The 20821-nt window shown below is 48.1% G+C and carries 13 protein-coding genes; 3 read left to right on the top strand and 10 right to left on the bottom strand.

Going from position 1 to position 20821, the window contains the following annotated elements; genetic code table 11:
• Positions 1-30 precede the first annotated feature (30 nt).
• From WFK81_RS06735 to WFK81_RS06705, 7 genes are all read right to left on the bottom strand, one after another.
• The gene (locus tag WFK81_RS06735) at positions 31-1428 is read right to left on the bottom strand and encodes an aldehyde dehydrogenase family protein (protein WP_336785689.1); all 1398 of its coding nucleotides are present in this window, start codon (positions 1426-1428) and stop codon (positions 31-33) included.
• A complete protein-coding gene (locus WFK81_RS06730; protein ID WP_336785688.1) occupies positions 1421-2917 on the bottom strand; it encodes a phytoene desaturase family protein in 1497 nt (498 codons plus the stop codon). The genes WFK81_RS06735 and WFK81_RS06730 overlap by 8 nt, the downstream gene beginning before the upstream one ends.
• A 15-nt stretch (positions 2918-2932) precedes the next feature.
• Complete coding sequence (locus tag WFK81_RS06725; RefSeq protein ID WP_336785687.1) at positions 2933-3802, bottom strand: phytoene/squalene synthase family protein; 870 nt, start codon at positions 3800-3802, stop codon at positions 2933-2935.
• A 374-nt stretch (positions 3803-4176) separates the two neighbouring features.
• The gene (locus WFK81_RS06720; protein ID WP_336785686.1) at positions 4177-5118 is read right to left on the bottom strand and encodes a MerR family transcriptional regulator; all 942 of its coding nucleotides are present in this window, start codon (positions 5116-5118) and stop codon (positions 4177-4179) included.
• A gap of 269 nt (positions 5119-5387) precedes the next feature.
• Positions 5388-5864: a DinB family protein gene (locus WFK81_RS06715; protein ID WP_336785685.1), complete on the bottom strand. Its 477-nt coding sequence runs from the start codon at positions 5862-5864 to the stop codon at positions 5388-5390.
• A gap of 162 nt (positions 5865-6026) precedes the next feature.
• The gene (locus WFK81_RS06710; RefSeq protein ID WP_336785684.1) at positions 6027-7058 is read right to left on the bottom strand and encodes a phosphodiester glycosidase family protein; all 1032 of its coding nucleotides are present in this window, start codon (positions 7056-7058) and stop codon (positions 6027-6029) included.
• 238 nt (positions 7059-7296) lie between these two features.
• Positions 7297-9120 carry an SgrR family transcriptional regulator gene (locus WFK81_RS06705; protein ID WP_336785683.1) on the bottom strand — a complete coding sequence of 608 codons (1824 nt, stop codon included), beginning with the start codon at positions 9118-9120 and terminating at the stop codon, positions 7297-7299.
• A 217-nt stretch (positions 9121-9337) separates the two neighbouring features.
• On the opposite strand from WFK81_RS06705, the gene WFK81_RS06700 reads away from it, so the two are divergent.
• On the top strand, positions 9338-14470 hold the full coding sequence (locus WFK81_RS06700; protein ID WP_336785682.1) for a DUF7507 domain-containing protein: 5133 nt from the start codon (positions 9338-9340) through the stop codon (positions 14468-14470).
• A gap of 282 nt (positions 14471-14752) precedes the next feature.
• Here the strand turns inward: WFK81_RS06700 and WFK81_RS06695 are convergent, their stop codons facing one another.
• On the bottom strand, positions 14753-15616 hold the full coding sequence (locus WFK81_RS06695; protein ID WP_336785681.1) for a helix-turn-helix transcriptional regulator: 864 nt from the start codon (positions 15614-15616) through the stop codon (positions 14753-14755).
• Positions 15617-15781: 165 nt separating this feature from the next.
• Here WFK81_RS06695 and WFK81_RS06690 point away from each other — a divergent pair, with 165 nt between their 5' ends.
• A complete protein-coding gene (locus WFK81_RS06690; RefSeq protein WP_336785680.1) occupies positions 15782-17500 on the top strand; it encodes a glycoside hydrolase family 2 TIM barrel-domain containing protein in 1719 nt (572 codons plus the stop codon).
• Positions 17501-17605: 105 nt separating this feature from the next.
• Here WFK81_RS06690 and dgoD read toward each other — a convergent pair whose 3' ends face one another.
• Together dgoD and WFK81_RS06680 are read right to left on the bottom strand one after the other, a co-directional pair.
• Entirely contained in the window at positions 17606-18754 is a 1149-nt protein-coding gene (gene dgoD, locus WFK81_RS06685) for a galactonate dehydratase (protein ID WP_336785679.1), read from the bottom strand.
• 179 nt (positions 18755-18933) lie between these two features.
• A complete protein-coding gene (locus WFK81_RS06680) occupies positions 18934-19185 on the bottom strand; it encodes a YolD-like family protein (protein WP_336785678.1) in 252 nt (83 codons plus the stop codon).
• Positions 19186-19434: 249 nt separating this feature from the next.
• On the opposite strand from WFK81_RS06680, the gene WFK81_RS06675 reads away from it, so the two are divergent.
• Positions 19435-20820, top strand: coding sequence for a catalase (locus WFK81_RS06675; RefSeq protein ID WP_442956044.1), 1386 nt, complete (start codon positions 19435-19437; stop codon positions 20818-20820).
• Position 20821 lies beyond the last annotated feature (1 nt).

Genomic DNA, 20821 nt, shown 5'->3' with positions numbered 1-20821 from the left:
CAATCCTCCTAGACGATCTCTATTGTTCCATTACAACAGCCATTTCCTAAACTTGTGCACAATGCGCATGTCTTGATCCGAGTACGGCGGAAATTTATCGGACACATGGAAGTAGCGATACGCTTTGTATTCCGTTTTCTCATAACTGAAACTTTGAAAGCCCGCTTTACCATGATAGCTGCCATGTCCGCTGCGCCCCACGCCACCGAAAGCAACTCTGGGATTGGCCCCATGATGGATGACTTGATTCACACTGACAGTAGTTGATCGCATGTAGTTTTTGACCCATTCAATGTGTTGCTTATTCTTGCTAAACATATAGGCGACCAATGCATCACGCTGAATCGCCTTCAGATCTAATAAGTCTTTCAGATCGCGAAAAGGTATAACAGGCAAGATAGGGCCAAAAATCTCCTCCTGCATAATCGAGCTTTCTGGTTGTATGTCTGTTAATACGGTCGGGGCGATGAATAAATCATCCGCATCAAAAGCGCCTCCACACCGAACCTTGCCCTGCGCGAAAAAATGCAGCAGTTTTTGAAAGTGTCGATCATGACAAATCCTGCCGTAGTCCCTGCTATCGCTTGGGAACTCCCCATAAAATGCTAGTAATGCCGAGGAAACTTCGGAGAGGGTTCTTTCATACACGGACTCATGTACGAATAACGTATCCGGCGCAATGCAGGTCTGGCCTGCATTCAGAAATTTTCCCCAGACGATTTCCCGGATAGCTTCAGGCGAAAAACCCGATTCATCCAGAATACAAGCGTTCTTGCCGCCGAGTTCCAAAATAACGGGGATATGCTGCTCGGCTGCCTGCTGCGATACGGCCTTTCCTGTCTCTTGGCTTCCTGTAAAAAACACGAGATCAAATGGCATCGTCGTTAATTGCTTGGCAAGATGCCTATCCCCCGTCACAACAGTTAAAACTTCAGGCGGAAACGTTTGGCTGACAACCTGTTGCAACAGCTCGCTTGTTGCCGGCGCGTATTCCGATGGTTTGATCACGCAACGGTTTCCTGCAGCGATTGCACTAATGGCTGGCATCAAGGCGAGCTGCAGCGGGTAATTCCATGGGCTGATGATGAGAACACTGCCGTACGGACTTCGCTTTTTGCGAACCGCTTCTATGTAGCCGAATTTGAACTGATAGGATCGCTCGAATCTCGCCCATTGCTTCAACGACTTGCATACATACTCGATCTCATTCAACAGAAGTGCGATTTCGAAAGCAAAGGCTTCAAAAGCGGGTCTTTTCATATCGGAAACAAGCGCTTCGATAAATGCCGCTTCATGGTCGATTAGCATCTGCTTCAGCCTAAGAAGTGTATTCGTGCGCTCTTTCACCGTAGGGAACTGGCATTGAATAATAGCCTCCTGTTGCTTTTCCAATAACGCACGAAGAGCAGTACTATCCTGATCACCCATGATAAATATCCCTCTGCACGATTTTGTCCCGTACCTGTTGACCGCTTAATGTCACCATGGGCATACCGCCTCCCGGGTTTACCGTTCCGCCGACAAAATAAAGATTGTCATAGAGCGTGCTCTGCTTTGGATGCTTAAACCCTTTATTTTTTTTGCGATCGGATAATGTGCCGTATATGGCTCCGCGGTCGGATCCATAAATTCGTTTAATGTCTTCCGGGGTCCATAAATCTTTGGTAACAATGTTATCGCGCAATCCATCCAGCCCCATTTTTTCTAATTTCATCAGCACCAATTCGGCAAAACGCTCATAATCCTGCTGTGTAAGAGGTTCATCCTGAATATAGGGAATATGGGGCAATACTTTCAAATTTTCATACCCTTCGCGGGTCTGCGCGGGATCCGTTTTATTGACGTTCACCAAATAGATGATCGGGTCATCCGGCAGCTCATGGCGGTGAAATATTTTATTCATTTGCTGCTTCATATTTTCTGCAAAGAAAAAATTGTGATGGGCGAGCTGCGGGTATGTTTTTTTCACTCCGAGGTGCATGACTAGGCCCGAACTTGCCGGTTCATATTTCTTTTTCAATTGATCGATAAAAGGCTTCTCTTCCTGAAGTAGACGCTCATAGAACGGAATGACTTCCATATTGGAAATGTAGTAGTCTGCCGAGAGTTCAGTCCCGTCTTCTAATAAGGCATTGGTGATTTGTCCATCCTTCTTCTTTAGATGGACAATTCGTTTACCCGTATGAATCTCCACGCCTGTTTCCTCTGCCAGCTTCACTAAACCGCGGGCAAGCAGGTGCATCCCGCCAGGAACATACCACAATCCTTGCTTATGCTGCATATAAATCATCATGTTCAGTACGGCCGGCGCATCGTAAGGAGAAGAACCAACGTATTTGATGAAATAGGAAAGCATATCTCGCAGATCGCGATTGCTTATTCGTTTCGCAATAGACTTATGTACCGTGGAGAACAAATCAAAGTTCTTGAGAGCATTGAAGACGCCATTATATTTCGCGATATCTTTGGTATTGTCAGCCCCATGCTTGAAGTATCCTTGCTCCGTCATCTCGTACAGCTTTTTGGAGTATCGGAGCAGATTCTCGTACTCGGACATATCATGCTCACTCAGAGTCTGATTCTTCGCTTTCATTTCTTCGATATCTTCATAGAGATCGATGATATTGCCATTCGGAAAAAAGGATCGCCACTGATGGTTCAGCTTTACAGTTGGAACGTAATCCGTCATCTTTTTACCGCTTGATTCAAATAATTTTTCAAAGATGTGCGGCATTGTCAGAATGGAAGGGCCAAGATCAAAGCCGAAACCATCTTGCTCAAGCCGATTCAGTTTACCGCCTATATGATTGTTTTGTTCATATATAGAAACGTTATAGCCGCTTTGTCTCAAAGATATGGCAGCGGATAGCCCGCCAAGCCCGCCGCCGATAATCAATACGCTCTTTTCATTTGACAATTCAAACAACACCTTTCAGACAATTTGGGAGCGGTTGCCCACGGCAGCGCTGATCATGGTCATTTTTTCCTTCGATACATAGTTGCGCTTGGAGAAACAGTCATAATCGCTGCCCCTGACAGCATCCAATATGCCTCTGTACACGCCTACAGACAAAAAGAGAGGCATCCTGCTGTCAGCATCAAATAGATTTATGCTCCTGTAGAAATCGTCGTACAAGGAATCTGCATGTTTAGCCAAACTCTCCCACAGATTAACAAAACTCTCGGTAATGAGACCATGTCGTAGATCCGACTGTGTATACCGGAAGCGCGCCATTTCTTCTTCGGGCAAATAAATTCGTTGCTTCTTTTGGAAATCCTCGCCGACATCACGCAAAATATTTGTGATTTGCATGGCGATGCCAAGTTCAATCGCGGATAGACGCAAATCGGCAGAAGCTTTGGAAGCCAAGACTGGCAAAAGCATTAAACCTACTGAGCCGGCAACATAATAACTGTATCTTTCAAGTTCTTCCATCGTTCTAGGGATAGAAAAATTTAAATCCATCCACTGTCCGGTTAACTGGTCGTAGAATGCTTGAATGTCCATCTCATAGTTGGTAAAAACCAGCCTGAGCGCTCGCCACAGGGGATGATCCACCTCTGCCCGATCCCTGAATAAATCGAGTTCTTGTTTTAATTGTTGCAGCGACTCGAGCTTTTCCGAATGTGGTCGATCGGAATCTGCACAATCGTCTGCCGTTCTGCAAAAAGCATAAATAGCATAGACGGCATTGGCTTTTTCCGGCGGCAGCTGCGAAAATGCGTAATAAAAGCTTTTAGAATGTTTTTTAATGATTGTTTCGCAATAAGCAAAGTCAGCTCTCATTTGCTCTGTGTCCATAAACCACTCTCCCCCTTCTGATCCTCTACAGGCACCTAATCGTTTTTTATGTGCAGAAAACACCGCTAGATGAGGAAATATGTCGCATTATTCAGACGATTATTGCTAGATTAAAGCCATCTCGCCGAAGATAAGTAAATGGCACAATTATGTATATTTTTTCTTGCTTTTATACCTCACTCAAGTGAAAAAGATTGGTACCCCTAAGCTCCGAAATATTCGAGGTACCAATTCCGAACACGCAGTTTCTAGTCCAGCTCAGCTTGTTCAAAACAATCTCTCCAACCGACAAGATTCTCTCCAAGGGCTATTGCTCGTCGTCATCTTGCTTTATTCCCCCTAATAAATCTCGTCGCACCCGCTTTAAAACCTTGCTAAGAACCACTCTCCGATACTGTTGGCTTGCGAGCAAGCAAGAGTCGATCAACCCAATTTCCCCATTCTCCCAGATTGCCTCCCGGCTGGCACCAGGAGTTATAGGGCTCGTTAACACCTTCGAATCCTCTGCCGCCCAGCGAGAAGGATAGGTTTGCGAACCTCTCTCTTAACTTATCGATAAGAGCCAACGTATCGGATAGAAGTCGTTGATCGGACAATGAAATCGCAACAACCTCTATTCGTTGGTCCCTGATGATCTGTTCAATTCCGCTTTCCGGCGTATCGGGACCGAGGTACAGCACCTCGACTCCACGTTGCCTGAGAAATAAAGAAAACAGCATTAAACCCAAATGATGCTGCTCTCTAGACGGACAAAAGGCAAGCACTTTAGGAAGCGTTTCATCAAAAGGGAAAAGTTGAAAAAAACCATAGCAGCGCTGGGTAACGAATTGCGTAATAAAATGTTCCTGGGCAACCGACGCGCGACCGGCTTCCCATTCATCGCCGACTTTAATAAGTAAAGGGACCAGCACCTTGATAATCATCGTTTCGTAACCAAACATCGAAAATCCCATATCCAGCAACGCCTTTGCTTGCTGGGATTGGAAAGCGCTTAAGAGGTCATACAGATTCTTAACCGTCCGTTCATGATTATCATGGTTAACACCGGCCACAGTTGAATCGTGCGTTTCAAGCCTGAAAAGATTGCTCTTCTGGCTCTTCTGGCTCTTCTTCAACATGACAGCCTGACTGATCGACATACCACGTTCCTCTGTCATTGCTTTGAGCCAGCGCAAATCTTCGACATCCTGCTCGGTAAACAGCCGGTAACCGGTATCCGTTCTGGTCGGGGTTACAGCTCCATATCTCTGTTCCCAAGCACGAAGGGTGACAGCAGGGATATCCAGCATCGCAGACACTTGCTTAATCGTAAACATGATGGATACTTCCTTTCTGTTCTTAATGCGCATAATCTTAGATAAAACTTTGCTTTAATGAATTCATATCAGATCGTGCATATCGTTAACTTTCTCTGCTTTCACAACCTATACAGTCATTATACAAAGATATATAGAGTTTGTCTAAACATTAATTTCACAACCGCTTATCGAAAACTTTATGCACTCATTTTTGTGTCCTTAGAATGTAATTCTGCGTCAGGTTATGTACAATAAAAATCTCTAGAATAGCGTAAAAAAACCCCTCATCAATTGAGGAGTTCATCAGAAATTAAATCCGGAGATATTTGATTAAGATGATGTTCCAAATGCTCAAGGTAATCTTTTATCAGCCATTCGAGCGTATGCCTCTCGCCGTTAGGCAGTAGAATATGGCATGACGTTAACGTATCAACAGGCACTGCCGAGATCGCTCTCACCATCGAGCGGTTCAAGCTTTCCCATAAAGCAATAACCTCTTCGGCCGGTGCCGAAGCGTATTGCTGCGCTTCAACCCATTTGTCCTGGTTATACGGAGTAATGACATATGGTCCTGCGGCAGACGAAGCCTCTATGATCCTTCTGCAATTATGGATCGCGGAATCGCAAAGATGCCCAAGAATTTGCTGTCCCGACCATTTCCCTATAGCCCGCGGAGCAGCCATTTTTTCCTCAGACCAAGCTCTTAATTGCAAAGGCACCGATTCAATATATTTCTCCAGTTGTGCAACGGTTCGTGTTATCATTTTTATCGCTCCTTCTCCGGTGGTTGTTCCATTATAGCAACTATCGTTCAAGACCATTATGGAGAGTATTCGATGGTGAGCTTCAATGATTTTGATAATAAAAAGACCTCCTGTAGAATGTCGCCATTCCATCGGGAGGTCGCAAATTAAAGATCCGGCACCTTATAGGCCGATTCCTTCAAACGAAATTACCTTTTCACCATCCACATCCACGTGAAGGGTATCGCCAGCTTGCGGAATTAGAGCCCAAATATTCGGCAGATAACGGGGAATATTATTGCGGGAAGAAGGAATCGTAATGTTATCGCCGTTAAAATACATCGAAGACGAAGAACCGCCATCCATGCACATGGCATTTACGGCCCCACGCTCGTAGAGCAAATCCTGTACTTCTTTGATACTGGCGCCAACCGAACGGGTTTGACGGCCGTCAATAACGACAAAGATGATGCTGCCATCGGCTTTTTGCCCGATTGCCGTACGCGGACCCCAGCCCCAGCCGCCATCGCCATCAACCATCTTTTGACCGTTTACGATAAGCTGCGGTTTAAAGCCTGCCGCATATTGTACCCCGAGTTTAACCAATTCATTCGCGCTGTACTTGCCGGTAATCATCACGCCATTTTTCGTAATGCCGGCTACAAATTCTTTCGTGTTCTTATTCGGGCTTTTAATAACGCCGTCTTCAATAACGACACCGGTAGAAGCTCCGCCATTGCCATGCCCATCCAAATCGACAAAGCCACTCGCGTTAATAGCGGCAAGAGCTTTCGCCCGCTTCGCAATGACATTGATTTGTTCGCCATGGTCGCTTAGCTTCGAACTGACCAGCTTTACCCGATTCGGATTGGAGATTGTGATGACTTTTCCTTTATAGTAATGCGTTGGATTCGTGTAGCTCTCAATCGACTCCACATGCACATACAAATCCTTATCCGACTTTACGTTCACTAAGCCGCCTGATCCCGATGCGCTGTTCACGTAATTGGGATTATTTATATTTTCAAGCATAGCGTCCAAGTCACTTTGCGGTAGAAAAGTATACTTTGCCCACTGCCGGTGCTGCGACGATAATATGGTCTCCGCTGCCATCGCCCTAAGACGATATCCGGAATCTGTAAAGAACATAAAGATACCCGATAGAATGGCCCAAACCAGTATAAAGACACCTACAATACCAAAAAATTTCTTCACAAGTTCCATCCTTTCTTTGCGGACTTCACCTTTTCGATGATAGCCCATTATAAATGCAACGGCTGCGTAAATACTAGAAGTAAATTTTTTCAGTGCAACCAATTCGATTGCTCCTACATCTATCAGACGCAACAAATCGATAAATAAGTGCAGATTTTCGCAAATTTTTTGTTGTAATTTTTTCCATAAAAAAGCAGCCTCGCGTATCGAGACTGCTTAGCGTAACAGCTTTATGTTCCTACCCGTTCCGTGTAGACGTTTTTGACAAATCCCATGCCATCCCCGCTTCATTGCCATGCTCCTCCAGCCAAACATCCTTGAAGTCGATCCAACCTAGCGGGTTCAAGTTCACCCCGCGTACGGAAGGATGCAAATACGTGCTTAAACGTCTGTGGTGCAGGAAGGATACCACCGCTTCCTGCCGGAGTCGCTCTTCTATTTCTTTTAGTATCCGGCGTCGTGCATTTATGGTCTCGACTGCTACGGCTGCATCGATCCGACCGATAATCCACTTTTTCCTCTCCGAATCAATAAAGTTCTTCATAACGCAATCGCGATGCTCGTAAGCCTCGATTTCGCATACTTCATCCTCCGGAAATACGAGTCCGGAAATGCAAAAGTCTGCTTGCATTAAACAATCGTAAGGCAGCTTCTCCGTCTGAATTCCCCAATCGGCCAAACGGTTCATCACCCAAGCGCCGTCTTCCTCGTACTTCGGATGAAAAGCAAAGCGTAAAATCTCTCCGCCGTAACCCGATTCATGCAAAAGAATGCGAATCTGCTCAGGCTGGATTGGCTCAAGCTCCTGCGAATCATTCTGCTCCGGCCTAAAGCCAAACGCGGGGATCGCCCTTTCGCCGCCAAGCTCGTTGATCATCTCCTGCGGGTGTAAGATCTGGCGTACAGCCTGGCGGAAGGACTCGGTCTGCTGTGGCCCTTGGGCAGCAACGTTCCAATTCAAAAGAACGCAGCCCTGGCAGATCTTCTCAATCTCTTGCCACTCCTCCTGCGTACTTTCCCGGTCCATCTTCATCGTATCCAGACTGTGATGCACCTTCGCAAGTTTATCGATCTCTTGACTGCAATCCTCGGGCATTATAACGACTTCCACCTCGTCCAGATATGGTCTGCCTTGAAAGTATGCATCATGTGCATCCAGCCTGATTCGACCGTTCATCCACTTCGTAAGCTGGAAAGGCCCCGTCCCAATCGGCTGCCTCCAAAACTTCTCCTCTTCTATGCCGGCAAATTCGAACGGTATAATAGCTGCGGCAGCCGAGCACATAAACCGATCGAAAATCCGGTTCACCCGGTTGAGCTTAATCCGCAGCACGCGAGGACCAATCGTCTCTATGCTTTTAACCTCACGCAACAGCCAGCTATTCGCCGTTTCCCCCTGAAGTCGTTGGAAAGTAAACTGCGCATCCCTGGAGGTAAGCTCCTGGCCGTTATGGAAACGAACGCCTTTACGGAGATAAAACGTCCACTCCGTTGCATCCGGATTTGAACACCAGGAGTGGGCAAGCATCGGCACAATCTTCCCCAGTTGCTCGTCAAACCTTAACAGCCGGTCAAAAATTTGGCGAATCAGGTGGGAATCAAATGAGTAAAGCAGATCGGCCGGATCAAGCGTCAGGGGTGCTTTTAATACGGGAAAGATGAGTGAATCCCGGCATTGCTCCCCTTCTCCCGTCTCTTCTTTTTTATAGCCGAATTGATTGTCGAGCCATTCCAGAAACTTGATTCTGGCATTCGTGCCGTTGCCGTATTGCGTAATAAGATCAAAAGCGCTCTTGTAATCCCCTTGTTCCGCTGTATGAGTGGCAAACTCCAATAAATAGGGTTCTTTTGCGGCATGAAATACGATTTTGGACCGGTGGCCTCTGCCTACTCCCGGGAGCCAATCAATCAGCTGTTCGCTTTGCAGTTTCTTCAGAATAAGCTTCGCATTGCGCGGCGTGCAGTATAACAATTCGGATAATTCCTCAAGTGCAACCTCAACAGGCTCCGTTTCGCCTCCGAAGCGTTCATATAACGTAAGATATCTCTCATCCAGCAACATGTCTGCAGCCCTCCCTAGCTTTCCTCCAGGATAAGAAGTTGGAGCAAGTATACCCTTCTTCCAGACGTTTGTGTAGTGTCTATTTCCATCGGACAGGCAGGACCGCTGTCGAAAATTCTTCTACCGGCCAAGTTTGAAGAATATTTATATACAATGTTGGTTTAAAGATAATCTGCCGTAACCATCTTTTCTATAGAAGGAGGTATTCAAACTCGCAATGCCAGCTACAATTACGGGAATTGTTTTTAACGATTTGAACCATGACGGGGTATTTACCGCTGTAGAACCCGGAATACCAGGTGTATTTGTCGTCTTGTTCAGCAGTACCGGCGGTACCTGCACGTCTGTGCAAACCGATGCGGCGGGCAGCTACAGCTTCTCGATCACTGCAGCGGGTACGTACACGGTGTATGAGACCGTCGGCAATCCGGGAGCATCCTGTCCCCCGGTTGCTTTTTCCCAGCCTGCAGGTTTTACAATGTCCAATGGACCCCGCAAGGTAACGCTAACCGTTACAGCGGCTCAGGTTACGGGAAACGCCGTGCTCGGCGGCAATAACTTCAGTCATGACACGATTAATAACCCTTTAGGCTGCACCACGAGCATGATTCAGTTCTCCGGCCGTCCTTCTGTCTGGTACAACATTAATATCGTTACGGGCTCAGCCGTCGTCCAAGGTACCGTCAGCCCGCCTGTCGATATTAACGGCATTGGCTATAATACGTTGGATAATTACATCTATGGCTATGATCAATTAAATAACCGCATCGTCCGCGTAGACAACAACGGGAATGTCATAACCTTATCTCCTTTGCCGCCAGGTCTTCCGTTAGACACTTATAATGTCGGAACATTTGACTTGAACGGATTCCTTTATTTGTTTGTTAATAATGAAACGAGATTCTATGTCATTGATCTTCGGCCGAATTCCGCGACATTTATGAAGCTGGTCAATCCGGCAAACGGCTTTCTTGAGCAGACCAGCAACTTCGGTGTAGCTTTGAGCCGAGCGCTCAACTCCAGCGACTGGGTGTATCGGCCGCAGGATGGTAACTTGTATGCCATTACACCAGCCGGACTGATGCAGCGAATTGTTCCAACCACGGGAGCAATTACGAATATTGCAACTACGCCTTTGAATACTGGTCCATTTGGAGCGGTTGCCCTAGATGCAACAGGCACGATTTATGCCATATCGAATAGTGACGGCAACATCTACCGTTACACGGTTTCCGGCAACACAGCAATGGCGAGCCGTTTCTCTTCAACGGTGACATCGTCCTTCAACGATGCCACTATGTGCGCTCTAGCAACCATTAATCTGGACTTTGGCGATGCGCCGGATGTTGCTGCGGGCAATGGGCCGGACAACTATTCAACGCTGCTTTCCTCAGATGGTCCCCGTCATGGGCTTGTAAACAACCTGTTTCTGGGAACTAGAGTTACGGCTGAGACGGATGCCCATCAGAACTTCGATGCAACCGGCGACGACTTGACGCAAGGCATTCAAGACGATGGCGTTGACGTTCCTCTTCCCATATTGGTTGGAAACTTAGGCTTCTATTCCTTCCCGGTGACCGTGACGAATACAACGGGTACATCGGCTAATCTGTATGCGTGGGTAGATTTTAACGGGGATGGCATCTTCCAAGAAGATGAGGCTTCTCCTGTATTGACGATCCCTTCGATTCCCGGCACTCAAACCTATGAGCTTCATTTCTTCCCTGCTTTTGGCGTGACGCCAATCCTGGACCATACCTTTGTTAGACTGCGTCTAACAACCGATACGCTGGTGAATGCGAATCCGCCGGGACAGCTTGCAGATACCCGAAGCTTAGGGCCTGCAACAGACGGGGAAGTAGAGGATTATATTGTTTTTGTCCAGAAGGCTGTTGAAATCTTTATTAACAAAACCGCAGAGCCAACGGAAGCATTGCCCGGGCAGATCATCACCTATACCTTCTCGATCAAAAATCCGGCGCCTTTCCCGCTTACCAACGTTCATATTGAAGATTCGCTTCTTGGTCTGGTCGATATTATCTCGTTCCTTCCTCCTGAATCGACTGTGGAGCTGCATGCCACGTACGTTATTCCGCCCGGAACGCCAGCTGGCTCCATTATCGTTAATACGGTATTCGCGATATCGGATCAAACGCTCCCGGTTCAGGACCAAGCCGAAGTGATCGTGCTCCCTGATTACCAGCTGTCTATTTCGAAATCATCCGACCGTCTGTCAGTGCCTCCCGGCGACACGGTTACCTATCAGATCACCGTTACTAACCTGTCCAATGCTGCCGTTACCAATGTTGTCGTTAAGGATGATCTTGTTGGCTTTACGGAAGTAATCCCATCGCTTGCTGCCGGCGAATCACGCTCCTTTAATGTACTGTTCCTTGTTCCCCCCGGCACTTTAGCTGGCACCGTCTTCAACAACCTGACGGTTGCTACGTCTAACGAAGCACCGCCTGTATCCGATACCGCAACGATAGTCGTTCCGCCAATTCTGGAAATTTATCTGGTCAAATCGGTTAATCCTCAGGTTGCCTCTCCGGGAGAAACCGTAATCTATACGATAAACGTAACAAATGCGGGTAATGATAGACTCACGAATATCCGCATTACCGATCCCGCACTGAATGTTGACCAGATATACGAGGCGATAGATCCGGGAGACTCGATCATCATTACGGTTCCTTTTATCATTCCGGATAACGCCCTGCAGGGCGAGACCATTGTGAATATCGCAACCGTTACGACGGACCAGATTGGACCGGCCCAGTCGGATGCCGTTGTGAAAGTGCTGGGACAGCCAGGTATCTCGCTCGCGAAATCGGTTTCACCGCCGCAGGCTGCCCGAGGGGATCAAGTGACGTACACCTTGATCGTTGCAAATACGGGTAATACCGTTTTGTCCGATGTTCGGTTAACCGATCCTTTGATTGGTTTAGACGAAGTGATTGGCACTTTGGGGATTGGAGAACAGAGAACGGTCAGCTTCCCGTTTGTCGTCCCCGATTTGTCCGTAAACCCGTTCGTTAACACGGCTGCGGTATCGGGTACGTTCGAATCATTGACGGTAACGGACATCGATGTTGCTTCTCTGGAAATATTGATTCCGGAACCTTCCATAGTGATCACCAAATCTGCCGATCAGTCGCAAGCCATCGCAGGAAGTACGGTCAATTTTACGTTCACCGTTACAAATACCGGTAACTCCGCGCTCTCCAATGTGGTTATTACCGATTCTCTGCTCGGCTATATCAATACGATTGCCGCTCTCGAGCCTGGGGTGACCATAATCGAGACCATCCCATTCCTTATTCCTCCAACAGCTTCAGCAGGAACAATCATCAATAATACCGTTATAGTCACTTCAACAGAAACCTCGCCTCAAGAAGAATCCGTCAATGTGACGGTAGTGGGAGTTCCCGAGCTCTCGATTACGAAAACACCAAGCGTGGAAAACGCGCTTCCCGGCGCTGCAGTCACTTATACTATAACGGTTTCGAATACCGGCAATGTTCCGCTGACCAATGTCATTGTCCAGGATAATCAACTTGGCCTGAATATCGTTATTCCAACTCTTGAAATAGGAGCATCTCAATCCTTTACGCCTTCCTTTGTCATTCCGGCAAGCACGCCGATCGGCTCGGTTATTCAAAATCGCAGTACAGCCGCATCCGATCAGACCGATACGATAGACACCTTTGCAAATGTACTTGTAGATCCGCTGCCGCCGGTTATGACCGTTACCAAAACACCGGATCGGTTAATTGTTTCCCCCGGCGACACCGTTACCTATACCATTACGGTTGCTAATGCCGGGACGGTTGTATTGACAGGTGTTGTACTTAGGGATGATACCATTGGGGTAGCCAGCGATATCGGTACGCTTAACCCTGGAGAGAGCCGGACGCTTGTGTTCCCTTACGTTGTGCCGTCAAGCCTCCTGCCGGGTACAGTCATTGTGAATACCGCGGTTGCGACCTCCGATCAGTCCAATCCCGAAGCAGGAATTTCGACGGTTACCGTAGATCCGACCGCATCGCTTCAAATCAGCAAAGTAATTGAGCCGTCAGAGGCACCGCCAGGTCAGACGGTTACAGCCATCATTCGCGTTCAAAATACGGGAAATGTGGAATTAACCAATGTCATCGTAACGGACGCTATTCTAGGTTTTAACTCTACTATTCCAGCGCTGCCGGTTGGTTCCGTCTATGTCATTCCGCTTCCGTTTATCGTGCCAATCGCTCCGGCTGGAACCGTATTGTCCAATACGGCAACCGCAACATCAACCGAGACGGGGGAGTCTTCTTCGACCGCTACGCTTACCGTACAACCAGATTTCGTGCTTAATCTGTCCAAAAGCGTCGAGCCTTCAGTCGCTTTAGCCGGAGACACGGTAACTTTCACCTTTCATATCCAAAATAATTCAAACACATCGCTAACTAATTTGCGCTTCATAGATGAATTGCTGGGAATTGACGAGACGGCCGATACCATTCCACCCGGATTCTCTATTCAGCTATCCCGGACTTTTACCATTCCCGCGGATACCCGCGGCGGGACCGTTCTTTCCAATACGGCCGTTCTAAGTTCGAATGAGACTCCTCCCGTTACCGCATCCGCCAATGTGACTATTCCGGCGGATCCAAGATTGGAAATCGCCAAGACCGTCTTTCCGCCATTCGCACTGCCGGGAGAAACCGTCTTCTTCCGTATGCGCGGGCAAAACACGGGTAATGTTCCTTTGACGAACATCCGGGTCACCGATCCGTTGCTTGGTATTTTGGGTACCGTCGTATCGCAGGACGTTGGCGAAGCGTTGACGCTTATCCTCCCTTTCACAGTTCCGGAAAATGCAGTCCCAGGTACTCCAATCGTTAATACGATATTGGCGGAATCTACTCAAATCGGCCTTGTACGCGCCGATGCGATCCTGCGGGTCATTGGAGCACCTCTTGTCATAACAAAAAGCGCCGATTCCGCTACGATTTTTGTAAGCGACAAGGTTAGATTTACGATAACGGTAACTAATGTAAGCGATTTGCCGATTAATGATGCGATCCTTCACGATGTGCTTCAAGAGGGTACTCTATTTATTTCAAACAGCGTGGATATTAATGGAAAAAGCGTAAACGGAGCCGATCCGGCACAAGGCATACCTCTTGGTAATTTGTCGCCCGGACAGTCCCTGACCGTCAGATTCGGCGCCGAGCAGTCGCTCCTGCCGCCTGATGAGCAGATCGAGAACCAAGCTTCTGTCAGCTTCAGAATTGATGATTTATTGCGGAGGCTTACCATTTTCTCCAATCTTCTCGTACTGCGTGTGGAGCAAGAGGAAGAATAAGAGGACTGTAACGCCATCGGGGAATACCGATGGCGTTATTTTTCCAAACAACAGCTAACGAAACTACGTATCGCTATTTGCTTGAAATAGGCGGTGTGGTAATTCTAACGAAACCTGGTATCGCTATTTACCGATTATCAGCATTATGATGCCGGAAAAGGGCAAATAACGTTATGACGTTTCGTTAGATTCCAGAGACAGCTGCTTTTCGTTAAATAAGGATATCCAGTTTCGTTAGAGATCATAACGCTGTTAATTTCGAGCACAAAACAAAACGATCGGTTACGTTTCTTTATGGATCGTACCGGTCTCCGCCCTCTTCGTTATCCGATATTGGCTCGGCGACACGCCATTATGCTGTTTGAACATTTTGCTGAAATGATATTCCTCGTAATACCCGCACAGCTTGGCGACTTGATTGACGGGATAATCGGTAAAGACAAGATAACCGCATGCCTGGCGGTTGCGTATTTGATCCAAGTATTGTTTGGGTCCCATACCTGTATGCTTCAGAAACATCTTGCGAAGATAAGAAGGAGAAATGCTGTACGATTTGGCCAATTGTTCGATTCGCAGATTCTCTTTGTAGCTGCTCTCCATCGTTTGTTTAATCTTCTCATAAGAAGCAAAAACGCCCGACTCGTCGATATTCCAATCGGGCCCCTTGCCGTGCTGCAACTTGTTCAGTAACAGAAGCAGCTGAGATTCGGGAACGCTGGAGCCATCCGCTATCCGCGCAGCCCAGCTCTGATTGATTTCTCTGAACCACGCGCCAAGCTCTTCAGCTTGCGAATCTCCGTATCGGCTTAGAAAAGGGAAACTCAATTTACCAACCGGCATCGCATTCTTCCATACCGCCTCGTATTCAAGCTCCGCGCAATCGAACAGCACCATGGTCATACGAAGCGGCGCCTCCGGGTCCGAGCGCATGGACATCTCCAGTCCCGGCCTCAAGTACGCCAGCATGCCTGCTTGAACCTGATGCTCGGTATTTGTTACGAATGTCCCTCTCCCTTCATGAATCCAATAGAAGCTATGCACATTAACAAGGTTGCGAATATCCTTCCAGCCGGGATACGTTGATTTATCGAGAATGAGGTGGATATGGACAACAAGATGTTTTGTTGCTTGGCTCAGGTCTGCCATCCTGCATAACCTCCTAGAATCGTTCCTTAGATTAACAGGCTCGAAAATGACATTCGGATCTCGGTTTCTTCCATTCAGCTGCCCGATTCGTCATGCTATATTAACCATAGTATCAGACGATGACCACGCCGGCTATGAATAGCCGAAGCTTAAGGAGGATCCGCATTGATTCGTACTTTTCCGGAGCATCATATTCGTAAAACAACGCTGTTAGACGGGCCATGGGACTTTGTTAAAGATCCTGAAAATACGGGACAGCAAGAAAAGTGGTTCGAGCGATTTCCACATTCCGAGAAATCTCTCTATGTTCCTTCCTGCTGGAATAACGAACTTCATTTGTACGATTACGAGGGTATAGCCTGGTATAGGAAAAAGCTGCGGACCGAAGATACTCAGCATTTCCGGCTTATATTCCATGCCGTATTAGGCCATGCCGATGTCTATCTCGATGGACAACATCTTGGTTACCATTATGGCGGGTATACAGCGTTCGAATTTATCCTCCCTTCCCTGCCTGCCGGAGAGCATGATCTGATTGTCCGGACAGACAGCACGCTTGACCGCTTGACCATTCCGACCGAAGTCGTCGACTGGTTCCATTACGGCGGAATTATTCGCTCGGTTGAGCTACAGACTTTACCGGATATCTATATCGATAAATTCGCTATAAATTATGAGCTGGATGGAGCTGCTGCCGACATCAAGGTTCAAGTCCGTTTTTGCTCGCTTATGCAAGCCGATGGAACCGCTCTTTTCACCCTATCCGAAGGCGAACAAGCTATCTGTTCTGAACAAGTTCATGTGGGAGCCGGACAAACGAAAGAGCTTGAATTCGAATTGCAATGGAAAGATGTCCGGTTGTGGAACCCTGGCCAGCCGGAGCTCTATCTGTTCCGTGCTGGCATTGATCAAGACGACAAGTATGAACGCATTGGTTTCCGCAAAATCGAAACAAAGGATCACCGAATACTAATCAATGGTGCACCCGTCTATCTAAGAGGCATTAATCGGCATGAGGAGCATCCGGAATGGGGCTTCGCCTTCCCTCCCAAGCTCATGCAGAAGGATCTGGATATCATTCTTGAGCTTGGCTGCAATACGGTTCGCGGCTCTCATTATCCTCAAAGTCCGTATTGGCTGGATTTGCTGGACGAGAACGGGATCATTTTTTGGAGCGAGATTCCGATTTGGGGAGCTGCTCTTCCCAACGAGACCGTCTGCGAACCTCTCTTTCAGGAGCGTGCGCTGTCGATGCTGGAAGAAATGGTTCAAATGCATATCCATCACCCTTCGGTTATTTTCTGGTCCGTTCATAACGAGATCGACTCTAGAACCCAAGACGCTTACGAGCTGACCAAGAGGATGGTCGAGCTCGTGAGGACGCTGGATTCCAGCCGACTTGTGACCTATGCCACCATGCATCCGCTCGAGGATGTTCTGCTTCCGCTGTTCGATGTCATCGGCATCAACAAATATTACGGCTGGTATGAAGGCCAGGTTGAAGGCTTCAGGGAAATGCTTCAACAATTCCATATGCGGGCAGAACTATTGGGAGCGGGAAATAAACCGGTATTAATGACCGAATTCGGCGGCGCCGGGATCTTTGGCGATGTAGGCTGGGAGCCAAGACTGTTCAGCGAGGATTATCAGGCGCATATTGTCACCGAAGCGCTTGGCATATTCAGAGAGGATCCCCGCATTGGAGGCACTTATATTTGGCAATTTGCGGATATCCGCGGCGATCTGAAGAGCAGCGGCAGACATTTCCGCGACCGGGCGCGAAGCTTCAATAACAAGGGATTGGTCAACGAATACCGCAAACCAAAACAGTCGTTCCGCGAAGTATGCCGCATCTACCGGGCTTGGAGCGAGCAGGATCAATAGGAAGCAAAAGAGACAGCCGGAGCAGGCTGTCTCTTTTGCTAATTTATTTTTTGCTATAAGTATTGTCCAATAAGGTATTATCCAAATCGTAGCATGTTCCGGGTTCTACCACTCTGCAATGCTGCCGTCCCGGTGGCGCCACACCGGATTTCTCCAGTTATGCCCGACCGCAGCCATTTGTCTTACATGCTCCTCGTTAATTTCAATTCCGAGTCCCGGGCCTTGCGGGATCGTCACATGCCCGTCCTTGTATTCAAATACGGCCGGATCCATCAGATAATCCAGCAAATCTCCGGTCTCGTTATAATGAATGCCAAGGCTTTGCTCTTGGATAAAAGCGTTATGGGAGGTCGCATCCACCTGCAGGCAAGCGGCCAGCGCGATTGGCCCAAGCGGACAGTGAGGCGCAAGCGCCACATCGTAGGCTTCCGCCATCGAGGCGATCTTTTTGCATTCCGTAATTCCGCCTGCATGCGATAAATCCGGCTGGATAATATCCACTGCCCCATCGCAGAGCAGCTGCTTAAAGTCCCAACGCGAGAACATCCGCTCGCCGGTCGCGATCGGAATCGACGTATGCTTGGTAAGCTCCTTAAGAGCTTCATTATTCTCCGGCAAGACAGGCTCCTCGATAAACATCGGACGGTACGGCTCTAGTTCCTTGGCCAAAATCTTGGCCATAGGCTTATGGACGCGCCCATGGAAGTCGATTCCGATTCCAACGGATGATCCAACCGCATCCCGAACGGCCGCTATGCGGGCAACAGCCTCGTCGATTTTGTCATAAGAATCTATATATTGAAGCTCCTCCGTCCCATTCATCTTTACCGCGGTAAATCCTGCGGCAACGATTCTCTTGGCTTCTTCCGCCACCTCGGCAGGCCGGTCACCGCCAATCCAAGAGTATACGCGCATCGTATCGCGGCAGGCGCCGCCCAGCAGCTGGTAGATTGGAGCGTTGAAAAATTTCCCTTTTATATCCCACAGGGCTTGGTCAATTCCTGAGATCGCGCTCATGAGAATGGGGCCTCCCCGGTAAAATCCCGAACGATACATCATCGACCAATGATCTTCAATCCGCATCGGATCTTTGCCGATCAAATATTCCATCAACTCGTGAACGCAAGCTTTTACCGTTTCTGCTCGTCCTTCCACGATAGGCTCGCCCCATCCCGTAATTCCTTCATCCGTTTCAATCTTCAGGAACAGCCAACGCGGCGGAACTTGGAATAATTCATAGCTTTGGATTTTCATAATGCCCTCCTGGAAAGTGAGTGATAGAAATACAGCAGCTTTGAAAGCGGTCACATCAATCGGCAAGGCCGTTCAGATAACTTATTCTTCGCCGGTAATGTCAATTCCCCCCTTAACGCAAAAAGAAAAAACGTGCTCGTCATACGGGACGGCACGCTCGTTATTTTCTTGAGAATTTTTTAATTCCTCGGATAACTAACATTCATAATATCCATAAAAGGGACTTTGTCCAGTCCCGATGAAGTCTCGACATGGACTCTGCCTGTCCTTGAATCCATCGCCGTAATAACGCCTTGAACCGGTTCTTCCCTGCCCCATACGGTGAGGACAATCGTAGATGTTTCATAGAAAGCTTCGCTTAACTGATTTCCTATCTCTTCCAATACAAATTCGTCTCTCGTTGGACGCTTGGGCACCTTAGCTTTCGCCATATTTGTCTATTACCTCCATATAAGCCTGTCCGCTTGTTGTCCAATCATAACATATCCCGGGAGACTAGATGCCCGATTGGGGAGAAAAAAATCTTCCATCCGCCTTCTATCCAATGTAACCGATAATAGTTAATAGCCCGAACGAATTTTACTCCACTCGCGAGAATAGACATAAAGGTGGCAAGAGATTGATTATTATGGAGGTATATGATGGACAATAACCGAGGTTCCTCTGAGAACAATGCCGCGATGCATGAGCTGAAGCCAGCAAAAAACAAACATCATCATGGCTTATCTCCGTCCCAATGGAGCGCCATTGACAGTCCGGCCGCACCCCATTCACAAACCGTAGGCGCTCGCGGCCCGATTCTGAAACAAGATAGCGTGCTGCACGAAACGTTAGAGACCTTTATACATAACAAAATTCTCGAAAGACCCGTTCATGTCAAGGGCTGGGGCGCATTTGGCTACTTTCAGACGGTTCATTCCATGGCCGCCCATACCAAGCTCTGTTTCTTGCAGAAGCCTGGTTATCAAGTTCCCGTTACGGTCAGGTTCTCGCTTGCGGTCAGCAACAAGGGAACCCCGGATACCTCCCGCAATGTGCGCGGATTTGCAACCAAATTTTATACCGATGAAGGTGTCTTCGACCTGGTTTTCAACCATATCCCCGTCTTTCTGATCAGAGACCCTATTCGTTTTCCGGAATCCATACAGGCTTTCTTGCCTTCGCCTGTCAATAATTTAATTGACCCCGAGAGGTTCTGGAGCTTTATCGCAAGGGCGCCGGAAGCCACTCACTTTATCGTATGGTTGTATTCCGATGCCGGGACGGTTAAGAGTCTCCGCCACATCCCGGGTCATAGCGTAAATACGTACGTCTGGAGAAATGCGCAAGGCGTCCGTACTTACGTCAAGTATCATTGGCTTCCGTATGCCGGTGTCCAAACCATTGATGCCGTGGAATCTGCCGAACTTAGCTGCAAGAATCCGGATTACGCCGGTCAGGATCTATACGATACGCTGGCTTGCGGGAAAACGGTAGAGTACGGTTTATACGTCCAGCTGATGGATCCTGCGGACGAGGCGAGCCTTCCTTATGACCCGCTCGACGATACGAAAATTTGGGATGAGGACCAGTTCCCGCTTCTGCCGGTCGGCAAGCTTGTCCTGAATCAGAATCCGGACGATTATCAGGAGCAGGTTGAAAAGCTAGCCTTCTCCCCTTCGAATCTGCTGGACGGCGCCGAGCTGTCGGATGATAAAATGCTGCAAGGACGTTCGAATATATACGCAGATTCCCAGCGTCACCGGATCGGGCCGGATTTCCGCAAGGTGCCGATCAATCATCAGGCGAACTGGACACCGGGCTCCATGCAGACCAGCGGCAATGGCCGGTATGTAGAAGGGCATCTTGTAAGGTCCGAAATTCCAAAGTCCGATGATTTCTCCCAAGCCGGTCAATATTATGATCGTCTGCAGCCGGTACAGAAGGATCATCTCGTCAGCAATCTTGCAGGAGATCTCTCGGCAGCATGCGAGGAAACCCAATCAATCGTACTCGGTTATTTAAGCAAAGCTTCAACCGAATTAGGGGAACGCGTTGCCAAGCAAATTCATGTTCAGAAAGGCTGAT

Origin of the sequence: Paenibacillus sp. MMO-177, assembly GCF_037147795.1 — a bacterium.
Lineage (GTDB): Bacteria > Bacillota > Bacilli > Paenibacillales > Paenibacillaceae > Pristimantibacillus.
The sequence above is the reverse complement of the archived record's forward strand: the minus strand, read 5'-3'. Positions and strand labels throughout refer to the sequence as shown.